Source organism: Bacillus nakamurai, assembly GCF_001584325.1.
GTDB classification, from domain to species: domain Bacteria; phylum Bacillota; class Bacilli; order Bacillales; family Bacillaceae; genus Bacillus; species Bacillus nakamurai.
In genome coordinates this window covers 465,866-482,035 of record NZ_LSAZ01000041.1, presented here as the reverse complement: position 1 = coordinate 482,035, position 16,170 = coordinate 465,866, and the positions used below count along the sequence as shown (strand labels likewise).

The window sequence follows — 16,170 nt, the reverse complement described above, 5'->3', positions numbered from 1 at the left end:
GGTGCTCCAATGTCGGTATTTAAAAATCAAGAAACGTACTGGAATAACCTGTTTGATGAAGAGGATGGCCTAAGCGTATTCCCTTACTTTAAAGCAGCGGATAAAGCGTCATTGGCCCGTACCGGCTATCAGGAAAAGTGCATCTACCGTTCCTTATCTCCAGAAGTATCTCAAAGAATCATGACAATGGCTAATCAATCCGATATGGCAGCCTATTTGATTTTATTGGCAGGCATTGAATGCTTATTATATAAATATACGGATCGGACGAGTCTGATTCTGGGCATTCCAACGTCATCTAAGCAAAAAAGCAGCCCTTCAGCTGTTAACACCATTGTCCCATTGAAAAATACGCTTAGTTGCGAGAGTACGTTTAAAACCATGTTTGAACAACTAAAAGAAGCGGTTAATGATTCGCTGAAAAATCAAAATCTGCCGTTTCGAAAAATCGTCCAGCATTTAAACGTGCAATACGACAATGAGCGCATTCCGCTGATCCATACCGTCGTTTCACTCAATGAAATTCATTCCTTGCAATTTAAGGAAGACGTTTCAACCGAAACGCTGTTTCACTTTGATTTGGAGAACAACGGGATTCATTTGAAGCTTTTTTATAACGGCAATCATTATGATGAGCGCTATATGAACCAAATCGTGTCCCATCTCGATTATCTGTTGTCCGTAATCTTGTTCCAGCCTCAAGCTGCAATTCATACGGCAGAAGTCATACCTGAAGCGGAAAAGCATCAAATGCTGTTTGATTTTAATGACACTCACGCAGATTACCCTGGAAGCCGAACTGTATATCAATTGTTTGAAGAGCAAGCTGAAAGAAAGCCTGATCATCCAGCCGTCAAGTTCGAAAACAGCCGCCTGACGTACAGGGAATTGAATGAAAAAGCCAATCGTTTGGCAAGAACGTTACGAAGCTGCGGGGTTCAAGCCGATACATTGGTCGCTATTTTGGCTGAGCGTTCACTGGAAATGATTGTGTCCATTATTGCCATTTGGAAGGCGGGGGGCGCTTATGTGCCCCTGGACCCTGAATATCCAAAAGAGCGGCTTCAATATTTGCTGAATGATGCGAATCCAGACGTATTCGTTGTTCAGCGGCAGTTTAAAAACAGCCTCGTCTTTGACGGTCCGACGATTGATCTGAATGATGAAACATCTTATCATGCCGATTGCTCATTGTTATCGCCAATAGCAGACCACAACGACTTGGCCTATGTCATTTATACTTCGGGCACAACAGGAAAGCCGAAAGGGGTTATGGCGGAACACGGCGGGATTGTGAACTCGCTCCAGTGGAAGAAGGCGTTTTTCAAGCATTCCGAAGAGGATCGCGTACTTGTTTTGTACCCCTATGTTTTCGATGCGTTCATTTTAAATTTCTTCGGCCCGCTTATCTCCGGTGCAACTTTGTATCTTTTGCCTAATGAAGATAACAAAGATCTTTTCGCGATTCAAAACGTCCTGAGGAAGGAAAGGATTACCCATTTCTCGACTTCTCCCCGACTGTTAAAAGCTATGATCGAACAGATGAATGAAGAGGACTTCCATCACGTTCAACATGTCGTTGTAGGCGGAGAACAACTTGAATCCGATACGGCAGAAAAGCTGTTTTCCCTGCAGCCTCAGATTCGGCTCAATAATGAATACGGTCCGACCGAAAATAGCGTGGTTTCTACGTTTCATCCTGTTCATTCTGCCGATGAACAGATCACAATTGGCAAGCCGGTGGACAATCATCAAGCCTATATTTTAGGAACACACCAACAAATCCAGCCGATCGGTGTACCGGGAGAACTGTATGTCGGAGGAGCGGGAGTGGCCCGCGGCTACCTCAATCGGCCTGAATTGACAGAAGAAAAGTTTGTTCAACATTTGCTTCTCCCTGGACAAAAAATGTATAAAACGGGCGATCTCGCCAGATGGCTGCCAGATGGAAGGATCGAATATTTGGGGCGAATCGACCATCAAGTCAAAATTCGCGGATACCGTATCGAGCTTGGCGAGGTGGAGTCGGCCATGTTCAATCTGGAAGAGGTTCGTGAGGCGGCAGTCGTTGCGCGGGAAGGCGAAGACGGAGCCAAGCAATTGTATGCCTATTATGTCGGAGAGCCTTCTTTGACCGCCGCGCAGTTCAGAGCCATGTTGTCCCGTGAACTTCCCGATTATATGATTCCTTCTTACTTCATCCATTTGGAACGCATACCGCTCACTCCCAATGGAAAAATTGATCTGAAAGCATTGCCTGTTACCGAAGAAAAAACGCGGACGGAAAACGAATACATAGCACCGCGAAACCCAATAGAAGAACGGCTGGCGTCTATCTGGCAAGAGGTATTAGGCGCTGAGCGTATAGGAATTCTGGATAATTTCTTTGATTTTGGCGGAGATTCGATTAAATCAATCCAGGTTTCTTCCAGATTGTATCAAGCCGGATACAAGGTTGACATGAAGCATTTGTTTAAATATCCCACGATTGCTGAGCTTAGCCCATTTATAGAGCCGGTAAGCAGAACGGCCGATCAAAGAGAAGTGAAGGGCAGGACAAGTCTGACTCCGATTCAGCATTGGTTTTTTGAACAAAAGATGCCGCATGCACACCATTATAATCAGTCCGTGATGTTATATTCGGCGCAAGGCTTTAAAGAGGCCTCGCTTCGCCAGACGATGGAACACGTCGCAGCACATCACGATGCGCTGCGGATGATTTTTGAAGAAACGCCGAACGGATATGCTGCTCGGATTGCGGGAACAGAAGAAAGTGAATTATACCATCTGGAAGTGATGAATTGTAAAGGGGATGCCGATCCGGCCAAAGCTGTTGCCGATAAAGCGACCCAGATTCAAAGCAGTATGGAATTAGGCCAAGGGCCTTTGATGAAGCTTGGTTTGTTCCAATGCCCGGACGGAGATCATTTGCTTATTGCGATCCATCACTTAGTGATCGACGGGGTATCCTGGCGCATTTTACTTGAGGATATTGCCAGCGGCTATGAGCAGGCGGAGCGGGGACAAACGGTCCGGCTTCCGCAAAAAACAGACTCGTTTCCATTCTGGGCGGAGCAATTATCCAAGTATGCGTCAGAAACCGATATGGAGCAGGCGCTTACTTATTGGACCGAGCTTTCAAGCCTGGAGCTGCAGCCGCTGCCTAAGGATAACAGCGTTGAAGGTTCATTATTGAAAGACAGCGACGTAATGACGATTCAATGGACAAAAGAAGAAACAGATCAATTACTGAAACAAGCGAATCGCGCCTATAACACGGACATTAATGATCTGCTGCTGACCTCATTAGGACTGGCTGTTCACAGGTGGACTGGCATGGAAGAAGTTGTCGTGAATTTAGAGGGCCATGGAAGAGAACCGGTTATTCCGGATGCGGATATCACTCGCACGGTAGGATGGTTTACAAGCCAGTATCCTGTCGTACTGAAGATGGAAGCAGGAAAAGAACTGCCGCAGCGCATCAAGACTGTAAAAGAAGGGCTGCGCCGTATCCCCAATAAAGGAATGAATTATAGTGTTATCAAATATTTATCGGGACGTCCGGAAGCTGGCAGCCTGCAGCTGAATCCGGAAATTTCGTTTAATTACTTGGGCCAGTTTGACCAAGACCTTCAGCATCATGCTTTTCAGGTATCGCCTTATTCCACAGGGTTATCGATGAATGAAAACCAAGTGAGAACGGCAGTGCTTGATTTGAATGGCATGATTGCAGAGGGGAAATTATCGCTGACACTCAGCTACAGCAACAAACAATACGAAAGATCAACCATGGCGCAATTTTACCGAAGCTTGAAAGATAGTCTGCAAGAAGTCATTGCGCATTGCGTAAGCCAGCAGCAGACATCATTGACGCCTAGCGACATTCTGTTAAAGGATATCACGATAGACGAACTGGAACAGCTTTTGGAGCAAACATGTGAATTAGGCGAAGTGGAAAATATCTATCCGTTAACGCCGATGCAGAAAGGCATGCTGTTTCACAGCTTGTTTGACCCGAATTCAGGCGCTTATTTTCAGCAAACGACGTTTGATCTGCATGGAGATTTAGATATCGATTCATTTTCAAAAAGCTTGGATGGCTTATCGCGAAGATACGATATTTTCCGCACGAATTTTTACAGAGGCTGGAAAGACCAGCCGCTGCAAATCATATTGAAAACCAAAAAGATCGGTTTTCAATTCATTGATTTACGCGAGATGAATGACGCGCAAAAAGAAGAGATGATTCAGGCATATGCCAGAGAGGATAAGGCTCGGGGATTCGACTTAGCGAAAGACGCGTTAATGCGGTTATTTATTCTTCGTACGGAGGAATCGACATATCGTTTTATATGGAGCTTTCACCATATTTTGATGGACGGTTGGTGCCTGCCGCTTATTACGAAAGAAATATTCGACCATTACTTTGCTTTACTTCAGCAAAAGCAGCCTGAACAAGCGACGATTACTCCGTATAGTCAATATATTGAATGGCTCGATCGGCAAGATGCGGAAGAGGCCCAGCGTTATTGGGATCAATATTTGGACGGATATGAAGAACAAACCGTCCTCCCTAAGGACAATCACCTGACGGAAGATGAACATTACATTCCGGAGAAAGTGACATGTGAAATAGGCGCCGATCTCACGTTGAAAATGAAACAGACAGCCAGCAAGCGCCATGTCACGCTGAACACGCTGCTGCAAACGGCATGGGGGGTTTTGCTGCAGAAATACAATCGGAGCCGGGACGTTGTTTTTGGAAGTGTTGTATCCGGAAGACCGGCGGGGATTCCAAACGTGGAAACCATGATTGGCTTATTCATTAACACCATTCCTGTGCGAATTCAATGTGAAGCTGGAACGACTTTTGCCGAACTCATGAAACAGGCGCAGGAAAAGGCCGTAGGATCTCAAAAGTATGAGACGTATCCGTTGTACGATATACAAGCACGGACAACCCAAAGACAACATTTAATTACACATTTAATGATATTTGAAAATTACCCTGTTGGTCAGTATATGGAAAGCATAGGTCAGGATAACGGATCATCTATTGCAATCTCCAACGTGCAAATGGAGGAACAAACCAACTACGATTTTAATATAACCGTTATACCGGGTGAAGCGATGAACATCTATTTTGAATACAACGCCAAGGTGTATGATCGGACAAGCATGGAGCGGATTCGGGAGCATTTCGTACAAATCTTGCATCAAGTCGTTGCAGATGCGGATATCCAGGTGGAACAAGTGGAATTGTTAACGGAAGGTGAAAAAAGACACCTTCTTCAGACGCTGAACGATACGTCTTCGCCATATCCGCAGACGGCGGTTTATCAATTGTTTGAAGAGCAATCGCAGCGAACGCCCGATCAAGCAGCCATTATCCATAAGGACGAGCAGCTCACGTACCGGCAGCTCAACGACCGGGCAAACCTACTGGCGCGAACGATAAGAGCGAAGGGCGTGCAAGCGGATCACCCCGTGGCCATCATCACCCGGAACAGTATCGAATCGGTGGTAGGGATACTTGCCATTCTAAAAGCCGGCGGAGCCTACGTCCCCATAGATCCGGAATATCCGCAAGACCGCATCCAGTATATGCTGGAAGACTCCAAAGCCGGGGTCGTCTTGATGCAGCGTGATGTCCGGGAGCAGATCGGCTATAAAGGCGCCACGGTTTTATTGGATGAGGAAAGCTCCTATCACGAAGATTCCTCTAACCTTGAACCGCTCAGTGACGCGAACCATTTGGCGTATGTCATTTATACGTCAGGTTCTACAGGCAAGCCCAAAGGCGTATTGATCGAGCACCGTGGCTTGACCAATTATATTTGGTGGGCGAGAGAGGTTTATGTAAAAGGCGAGAAAACCAACTTCCCGTTGTACTCGTCGATCTCTTTTGATCTAACGGTGACTTCCATATTCACACCGTTGATCACAGGTAATACGATCATCGTCTATGACGGAGAGGACAAAACCGCTTTGCTTGCATCGATTGTGCAAGATCCGAGGGTAGATATCATTAAATTGACCCCGGCTCATCTGCAGGTTTTGAAGGAAATGAACATTGCCGATAAAACAGCTGTCCGAAGAATGATTGTGGGCGGGGAAAATTTAAGCACCCGGTTAGCCCAAAGTATTCATGAACAGTTCGAAGGCCGAATTGAAATATGCAACGAATACGGACCGACGGAAACCGTTGTCGGATGCATGATTTACCGATACGACGCCGTGAAAAACAGGCGAGAATCGGTACCGATCGGTACGGCGGCTGCAAACACGAGTATTTATGTGCTGGATGAGACCATGAAGCCGGTGCCGATCGGTGTCCCTGGAGAAATATATATTAGCGGCGCCGGTGTGGCAAGAGGATATTTAAACCGTCCGGAATTGACGGCAGAGAAATTTGTCAATGATCCGTTTGTACCCGGAGCCAAGATGTATAAGACGGGGGATTTGGCAAAGTGGCTGCCGGACGGGAACATCGAATATGCAGGCAGAATGGATGAACAAGTCAAAATCAGAGGCTATCGTATCGAATTAGGCGAGATCGAGGCGGCGCTGCATCAAGCAGAAGCGATCAAAGAAGCGGTCGTCACAGCCAGAGAAGATGTCCACGGATTTAAACAATTGTGTGCGTATTACGTAAGCGGCCAGCCAATAACGGTATCCCGGCTCCGGGAACAATTGTCTCATGCCCTGCCTGGCTATATGGTTCCTGCCTATTTTATCGAGCTGGATAAAATGCCTTTAACTTCCAATGGGAAAATAAACAGAAAAGCGCTGCCGGCCCCGGATATACGGATGCAGGACAGAGCAGAGTATAAGGCCCCCCGAACAAAAGTGGAAGAAATATTGGTTTCTGCTTGGGAATCGGTGTTAGGGGCTGAAAACATAGGTATTCTGGATAATTTCTTTGATCTTGGCGGAGATTCCATTAAATCCATTCAAGTATCTTCCAGATTAAATCAGCAAGGATACAAAATGGAAATCAAACACTTGTTTCAATATGCGACAATTGCCGAATTGAGTCCGCATATCGAGCAGAATCTGCGTATACCCGATCAAGGTGAAGTTAAAGGAAAGCTCAACCTGACTCCTATTCAGCATTGGTTCTTTGATCAAACAACGATAGATCCGCATTATTATAATCAAGCTGTCATGCTGTATGCACCGGAAGGCTTTCAGGAATCACCGCTTCGCCAAACACTGCAAAAGCTGGGAGAGCATCACGATGCGCTTCGCATGACGTTCCAGGCGACGGAAAATGGATACGAGGCTTGGAATGCAGAGATCGCCCAAAGCGAGCTGTATCATCTTGAAATCATGAATCTGAAAGCAGAAGCCGACCCTGGTACCGCAATTGAAGCTAAGGCTAACGAGATACAAGGCAGTATGCGTTTAAGCGCCGGGCCGTTAATGAAAGCCGGATTGTTTCAATGTGCAGATGGGGATCATTTGCTTATTGTCATCCACCATTTGATTGTAGACGGGGTTTCATGGCGGATTTTACTGGAGGATATCGCTAGCGGTTACAGGCAAGCCGAGAATGGGCACGTGATTCAATTGCCGCAAAAAACAGACTCTTTCCGGCTATGGGCCGAGAAGCTGTCGGAGTATGCGCAAAGTGCGGTCTTAAAGAAAGAACAGGAATATTGGACAAAGATCGAAAAAACCGATGTGAAACCGCTGCCTAAAGATTTTCATGAAACGCATACGTTCGCAAAAGACAGTGAAACGGTAACCGTGGAATGGACCAAAGAAGAAACGGAGCTGTTATTAAAACAAGCGAATCGCGCTTATAACACCGAAATAAACGATCTGCTGTTAACCTCACTGGGACTTTCCGTATCGCACTGGTCTGGGCTTGAACAAATTCCGGTTCATTTAGAGGGGCACGGAAGAGAACAGATTATCCCGGATATGGATATTTCCCGCACGGTGGGTTGGTTCACAAGCCTGTATCCGGTTGTGCTTCACGCACAGCCAGGCAAAGAAATATCTTATTATATCAAGACGACCAAAGAAGGGGTGCGCCAAATTCCGCATAAAGGGATCGGATATGGAATAGCAAGGTATTTAAGCGGTTCAACATCAGCCAAAATGTGTCCGGAGATTAGTTTTAATTACCTGGGGCAGTTTGACCAAGATTTGCAGCATCATGCGATTCAATTATCTCCTTACTCCAGCGGTACAGACTCAAGCGGGAATCATGTCAGGCCGTATGTATTGAATATAAACGGAATGATTGCCAAGGGGCGGTTAATGCTGACGATCAGCTATAGCAGCAAACAGTACGTAAGAGAAACGATCAAGCGGTTATCGGCATTTATTCAAAGCGGCCTGCGGACAATCATTGACCATTGCGTTCATAAAGAACAAGCGGAACTGACGCCAAGCGATATTTTGTTAAAAGGCATGACCGTTGACGAATTGGACCAGCTCCTTATTCAACTGCCGCATGCAGGCGAGATTGAAAACGTGTATCCACTCACTCCGATGCAGAAGGGAATGCTGTTTCACAGCTTGCTGGATGAGGACTCAAGTTCTTATTTCGAACAGGCATCGTTTGATTTGCAGGGAGCGTTAGAGATTGACAGATTTGCAGCAAGCTTGGAACGTTTATTTGGAAAATATGCCGTGCTCAGAACCCGTTTTTATAGCGGCTGGAACGATATTCCCTTACAAATTGTCTATAAAACGCAAAGACCGAAAGTTCATTTTGCAGATTTGCGTGACATGGATAAGAACCGGCGTGAGGACGAAATCCGAGCCTACCAAAGAGAAGATAAGGCGAAAGGGTTTGACTTGGCTCAAGATCGGTTGATGCGGATAGCGATTTTCCGTATGGAAGATGACAAATATCATATCATTTGGAGCTTTCATCATATTGTCATGGATGGCTGGTGCCTGCCTCTTATCACGAAGGAAGTGTTTGAGCATTATATCGCCCTTCAAGAGGGCAGAGAAATAGAATCCGTTTACACAGCTCCTTACAGCGACTATATGGAATGGCTTGACCGTCAAGATCATGAAGCGGCCAAACGGTACTGGAGCGAGTATCTTGAAGGGTATAAAGGTGAAACCAGGCTACTTCATAAAAGACCGCAGCATGAACGAAAAGCATATGCCTATGCCAATGTAATCTGTCAATTCGATCACGAACAGACAAAACAATTACAGCAGATCGCAAATCAGCATCAAGTTACGTTAAATACGTTGATCCAAACGTTGTGGGGAATTTTATTACAGAAATATAGCGGGTCCGAGGACGTCGTCTTTGGCAGTGTCGTGTCGGGAAGGCCGGCGGAAATTCCCGGTGTGGAACAGATGATCGGTCTGTTCATCAATACCATTCCGGTTCGAGTCCGCTGCGATGAGGACAGCTCTTTTGCTGAAACGATGCAAATGGTTCAACAAAATGCACTGGCTTCCCAATCATACGATACCTATCCTTTATATGAAATTCAGACACAAACGGAACAAAAGCAAAATCTGATTGACCATATAATGATCTTTGAAAACTATCCGATAGGACAACAAGTCGGGCAAGCAGGCAATGGTGCTGCGGAATTAAATATCGTGAATTTCCATATAGAAGAACATACCCATTACGATTTTAATGTAGTTGTCATCCCTGGCGAACAACTCGCCGTTCATTTTGGTTTTAACCAAAATGAATATGAACAATCAGAAGTAGAGCGGATCCGCGGACATTTTGACCAGCTAATGAATCAAGTATCCCAGCATCCGTACATCAAAATAGAAGAATTGGAGCTTTTGACTCAGCAAGAAAAAGAGCACCAGCTCAACCGTTTTCAGTCTAGCGAAATGCATTACTCACGTGAACAAACGATTCATCAGCTGTTCGAGGAACAAGCGCTTCGTACGCCGGACCGTACAGCGGTTGTATTCGAGGAAGAACAGTTAACCTACAGGGAACTGAACCAACGAGCCAATCAGCTTGCGCGAACCTTGCGAGCTGAAGGCGTGCAAGCGGGTCAACTTGTCGGCATTATGGTTGATCGTTCCTTGGAGATGATGACAGGAATCTTAGCAGTTTTAAAAGCGGGCGGAGCATATTTGCCAATAGACCCGGATTCTCCTTTAGAACGCATCCATTATATTGTACGGAATTCAGGCATTAACGTATTGCTTATACGCGGGAAAATCCCAGACAGCGTCGTCTTTTCCGGAACGTGTATCAATATGCAGGAGGAACATGCCTATCATGAAACAAATGTCAATCTGGCGCTGCCATGCCCGTCCAATCAACTGGCCTATGCCATTTATACTTCCGGCACGACGGGCAAGCCCAAAGGCACGCTGATTGAACATCGCCAGGTGATTCACCTCATCGAAGGGCTGCGTCTCCAGGTTTACTCTGCCTATGATGCGGTGAATGTGGCCATGCTCGCTCCATATTATTTCGATGCTTCGGTCCAGCAAATGTATGCTTCCTTGTTGTTAGGACATACCCTGTTTATCGTTCCTAAAGAGGTGGTATCCGATGGTGCGTCCTTATGTCATTACTATCGGCAGCATCACATTGACGTAACTGACGGAACGCCTGCCCACTTAAAGCTGCTGACAGCTGCAGATGATAGGCAGGGAGTACCGCTTCGTCATCTTTTAATCGGCGGAGAGGCGCTTCCTAAAACGACGGTAACCAAGTTCATGCACTTATTTACCGCTCATGGGTCAGCCCCGGCGATCACCAATGTATATGGCCCTACCGAAACTTGCGTGGATGCGTCCCTGTTCAACATCAAGGTTTCATCCGATGCTTGGACTCGCAGTCAAATTCACGTCCCTATAGGCAAGCCGCTGGGCAGCAATCGTATGTACATTCTCGACTCCAAGCAGCGACTGCAGCCAGCGGGCGTCCAAGGTGAGTTGTACATCGCAGGGGACGGAGTCGGACGCGGATACTTGAACTTGCCGGAATTGACGAATGAAAAATTCGTTGACGACCCGTTTGTTCCATCAAGCCGAATGTATAGAACCGGCGATCTGGCTCGCCTTCTGCCGGATGGAAATATAGAATTTATCGGGCGGATCGATCATCAGGTGAAGATTCATGGCTTTAGGATTGAAATCGGTGAAATCGAATCAGTGATGTTGAACATTCCGGAGATTCAAGAAGCCGTCGTTTCTGCTCTTGAAGATGCAGACGGCGAGCATTATTTATGCGGGTACTATGTGGCAGATGAGCCATTTCCGATCAGCGAACTTCGGGATGGTCTCGCCCGATATTTACCCGGATACATGATTCCGGCTTATTTTGTGCAACTGGATCAGATGCCGCTAACGGCGAACGGAAAATTGAATCGTCAATTATTGCCGAAGCCGGACGGAAAGCGATACGGGGACACGGAATACTTGCCGCCGCGAACTGCGACGGAAATACAGCTAACGAAAATATGGCAGGATGTTCTCGGATTAGAGCAGGTGGGAATTCGAGATAACTTTTTCGATGTCGGAGGACACTCCCTGCGAGCGACGACGCTCATTGCAAAGATTCAAAAGCAATTGCATGTTCAAATCCCTTTGCGAAACGTGTTCCAGTTCCCGACTATTGAACAGCTCGCACAGGCGATCACGATGATGGAGCAAACCGGGTATGCTTCTATTCCTGCAATTGAAAAGAGACAATATTATCCGGTATCCTCTGCCCAAAAAAGATTGTATATTCTCAACCATTTGGAAGGCGGAGAGCTCAGTTACAACATGCTGGGCATGATGGCTTTCAAAGGGAAGCTGGATAAAGATAAATTACAGCAGTCCTTTGCTCAACTGATTCAGCGCCATGAATCTTTGCGCACCGGCTTTAAAATGGTTGAAGGAGAACCTGTTCAATACGTCTTGGATCACGTTGAATTTGCAGTAGAGACGTATCAGGCCAGTGAAGATGAAACGGACCTTTGTATCCGTCAGTTTGTTCGTGCATTTCAACTGGATGAGCCTCCGCTGCTTCGCGTTGGGGTGATTGAGCTTCAACCTAATCACGGAATCCTGCTGTTTGATATGCATCATATTATCTCTGACGGGACATCCATGAGCGTCCTGATCAAAGAATTTGTAAGGACGTATGAAGGAGAGGCATTACCGCCCCTGCGTATCCAGTACAAAGACTACGCAGTGTGGCAAACCGGAGAAGCGCTATTAAAGCAGATACAAAAGCAAGAAGCCTATTGGCTGGAGCTGTACAGCGGGGATATCCCTATCCTTCATCTGCCAACCGATTATATACGGCCTTCCGCAAGAGATTTTTCGGGGGCTGCAATGCACTTTGCGATTGATGAGCAAAGAAGCGCGCGGTTAAAACAACTGGCACTCGACACAGAATCGACTTTATATATGGTGCTTCTTGCGTCCTATACCTTATTGTTGTCCAAATACAGCGGCCAGGAAGACATTATTGTCGGCAGCCCTATAGCGGGGAGGCCGCACGCAGATTTAGATTCTATCATTGGCATGTTTGTCAATACACTGGCGATGCGTAATTACCCTGCTAAAGAAAAGACATTTTCTCAATATCTCTCCGAAGTGAAGGAGAATGCATTAAAAGCATACGAGCATCAAGATTATCCATTTGAAGCGCTGGTCGATCAATTGAGCATCACCAGGGATTTAAGCCGCAATCCGTTGTTCGACACCATGTTTGTGCTGCAGAATACGGAGCAGGAACAATTAGTGATGAATGACTTGACATTTGAACCTTATCCCAGCGAACATACGATGGCTAAATTCGACTTAACCTTAACGGCTGTAGAAGAAGAGACACGCATTCATTGCACGATGGAATACCTGACGACACTGTTCAAACCGGAAACGATTGAACGCATGATGAAGCATTTTATACAGCTGATCGATGCGATTATCGAACATCCTGAAGCCAAGCTTGCTTCTTTGGATATGATGACACCGCAAGAGAAAACCGATATTTGGAAGCTCTTCAACGATACCGCGGTGAACGATCAACGGATGACAACAATTCATCAACGATTTGAACAGCAGGCTGAGCGCACTCCTGACCACGTCGCCGTTTCGTTTGAAGGTCAGACCTGGACCTATCGTCAGTTGAATGAACGCTCCAACCAGCTTGCACGCGTCCTTTTGAATAAAGGAGCAGGCGCTGATCAAGTGGTTGCCGTTCTCACGGAACGCTCGGCAAATATGATTATTGGGATTTTAGCAATAGTAAAGGCCGGCGGGGCGTTTCTTCCGATAGATCCGGAGCTTCCTGATGAACGACGTGCGTTTTTAATGAAAGACACGGGCGCCAGGTTGCTTTTAACTTGTGCCGATCATACCGTTCCGCCTTCTTTTGAAGGCGCTGTGGTCCTGCTTGACGATCCGGCGGTATATCAAGGCGAGGCAAGCAATCTCAACCTTTCTTATGAGGAAAATCATTTATTGTACGTCATTTACACATCAGGTACAACAGGAAAGCCTAAAGGGGTTCAATTAGAGCATAAAACCATGTTGAATCTGCTCTCTTATGAGTGGGAACATACGCAGCTTCGTTTTGACAGGGTGCTGCAATTTGCCGCGATGAGCTTCGATGTTTGCTATCAAGAGATTTTCTCCACGATCTTAAGCGGCGGGACACTTTATATCATTGACAACGAGGCAAAACGCGAAATTCGTCAGCTCAACGATTTTGTCAAGACATACAGGATACAAACGGCGTTTCTTCCGACCGCGTTCCTTAAGCTCCTTGCATCGGAGAAACAATATTTCGAACCGTTTGCCGAATGCGTGGATCATATTATCGCCGCGGGAGAACAGCTCATCGTAACGAGTATGCTGAAAGAAATGCTGGTGCGCCACCATGTCACGCTGCATAATCATTACGGTCCATCAGAAACGCATGTCGTGACCATGTATACCGTTGATCCGGAAATTCATCAAGAGCTTCAGCCTATCGGCAAACCGATTTCGAATACGGAAATTTTAATTTTGAATGAAGCCGGAACGCTTCAGCCTGTCGGTATCGTCGGTGAGCTTTGTATTTCCGGGATCAGCTTGGCAAGAGGTTATCATAACCGGGAATCTTTGACGCTCGAAAAATTTGTTCCGCATCCCTATGATACAAATCAACGGATGTATAAAACAGGCGATCTTGCCCGTTACCTGCCCGATGGAAACATTGAATATGCCGGAAGAATGGACCATCAAGTCAAAATTCGCGGATACCGGATCGAACTTGGCGAGGTTGAAGCCGCTCTTCTCAACATCGAGCATGTACAGGAAGCGGTTGTCCTGGCCAGAGAAAATGCAGAGGGGCAAAGCGATTTGTATGCCTATTTTGCAGCGGAGCAATCATTGCCGATCAGTCAGCTTAAAGAAAAGCTCTCCAATCAGATACCGGGCTACATGGTTCCTTCATACCTGATGCAGCTGGAGCAAATGCCGTTAACCTCCAATGGAAAAGTGAATCTCAGCGCACTGCCGCTGCCTGAAGCAGGGCTGCAAACCGGGATCGACTACGTTGCTCCAAGAACGAAACCGGAAGAGCAGTTAGTCCGCATCTGGAAAGAAGTATTGAAATTAGAACAAGTTGGCGTGAAAGATAACTTTTTCGATCTCGGCGGGCATTCGTTACGGGGGATGACGCTCGTTGCCAAAATCCATAAGCAATTCAACAAAAGCATATCGTTAAGAGAAGTGTTTCAACGCCCGACGATTGAAGAAATGGCGAAGGTCATTGCAGGCGCGGAAACCTGCGGACCGGATGATATCCCTGTTGCAGAAGTCAAAGATGTTTATCCTGTATCTTCCGTACAAAAGATGGTATATCTGTCTACGCAAATTGAAGGCGGAGAACTAAGTTACAACATGCCGGGGATTTTGACGCTGGAAGGAAGGATCGACACGGATCGTTTACAAACTGCGTTCCACAGACTGATTCAGCGCCATGAATCGCTTCGTACCGGATTTGAAATGATTCGCGGAGAACCGATGCAGGTGATCAAGCCTCTGGCGGAGTTCTCTATAGAAAGGTATAAGGCAGCTGCTGAGGAGGTCGAGGAGCTTTTCCGCAATTTCGTGCGAACGTTCGATCTTAGCCAGGCCCCATTGCTTCGAGCCGGACTCATTGAATTGGAACAGGACAAGCACGTTTTCATGTTTGACATGCACCATATCGTTACGGACGGCGTTTCCATGAATATTTTCGTCGAAGAACTGATTCAACTATATGATGGGCAAGAATTAGCCCCGCTCCGGATTCAGTACAAAGACTTCACTGTATGGCAGCAGCAGGCAGAGCAGAAGGAACGCATCAAGAGACAGGAGGACTATTGGTTGGGTGTCTTTCACGAGAAGCTTCCGCCATTTGAGCTGCCGAAAGATTTTGCCAGACCGCGAGTTCGAAGCTTTGAAGGGAAGCGATACAATTTTGTTCTCGACGAGACTGTGGTCCAAGGTATAAAACAGATGGAAGAATTGACCGGGTCGACCGCTTATATGATCTTGCTGTCCGCCTATAACATACTGCTGGCCAAATACAGCGGTCAAGAAGATATCGTCGTCGGTACGCCTATTGCGGGAAGAATGCATGAAGATTTACAGCATATCATCGGGATGTTCGTGAATACGCTGGCCATCCGTACGGCTCCGGCTGGAGAAAAGACCTTTATGGACTATGTAACGGAAACAAAAGAAACGATGCTGAAAGCTTATGAAAATCAAGAGTATCCTTTTGAAGAATTAGTTGAGAAACTGGGAGTGAAACGTGATTTAAGCCGCAATCCGTTATTCGATACGATGTTCGTGCTGCAAAATACGGAACAAACGGATATCGAAGTGGATTCTCTCACTGTCAGACCATATGAACAAACGAATACGGCGGCCAAATTTGATTTGCAGCTGACCTTCGTGATGAACCCGCACGAGATTCAAGGCAGCTTTGATTACTGTACGAAGCTATTTAAAAAGAAAACCATCGCTACCTTGGCCAAAGATTACATCATGATTCTGTCGGCGATTATAAAAGACCCATCGATTCCTTTAAAAGAAATTCAATTAAGTGAGAAAGTAAATAAAAGTGAACACTTTGCAAGCGAAATTGAATTGAATTTCTAAAAATGGCCGATAACGGCTGTCCCCCGGCATGATTTTATGCGGTGACAGCCGCCAGCCGGCTAAAACTTACTG

At 46.3% G+C, this 16,170-nt stretch carries 1 protein-coding gene; it reads left to right on the top strand.

Annotated features, from left to right (window positions below):
* Nucleotides 1-9: 9 nt before the first annotated feature.
* Nucleotides 10-16,098, top strand: coding sequence for a non-ribosomal peptide synthase/polyketide synthase (locus AXI59_RS17200; protein ID WP_061528816.1), 16,089 nt, complete (start codon nt 10-12; stop codon nt 16,096-16,098).
* Nucleotides 16,099-16,170: the final 72 nt, after the last annotated feature.

Bases quoted from the DNA above. Each gene is read 5' to 3' on its own strand.
- AXI59_RS17200 (WP_061528816.1), top strand. From the start codon at position 10: ATGTCGGTATTTAAAAATCAAGAAACGTACTGGAATAACCTGTTTGAT.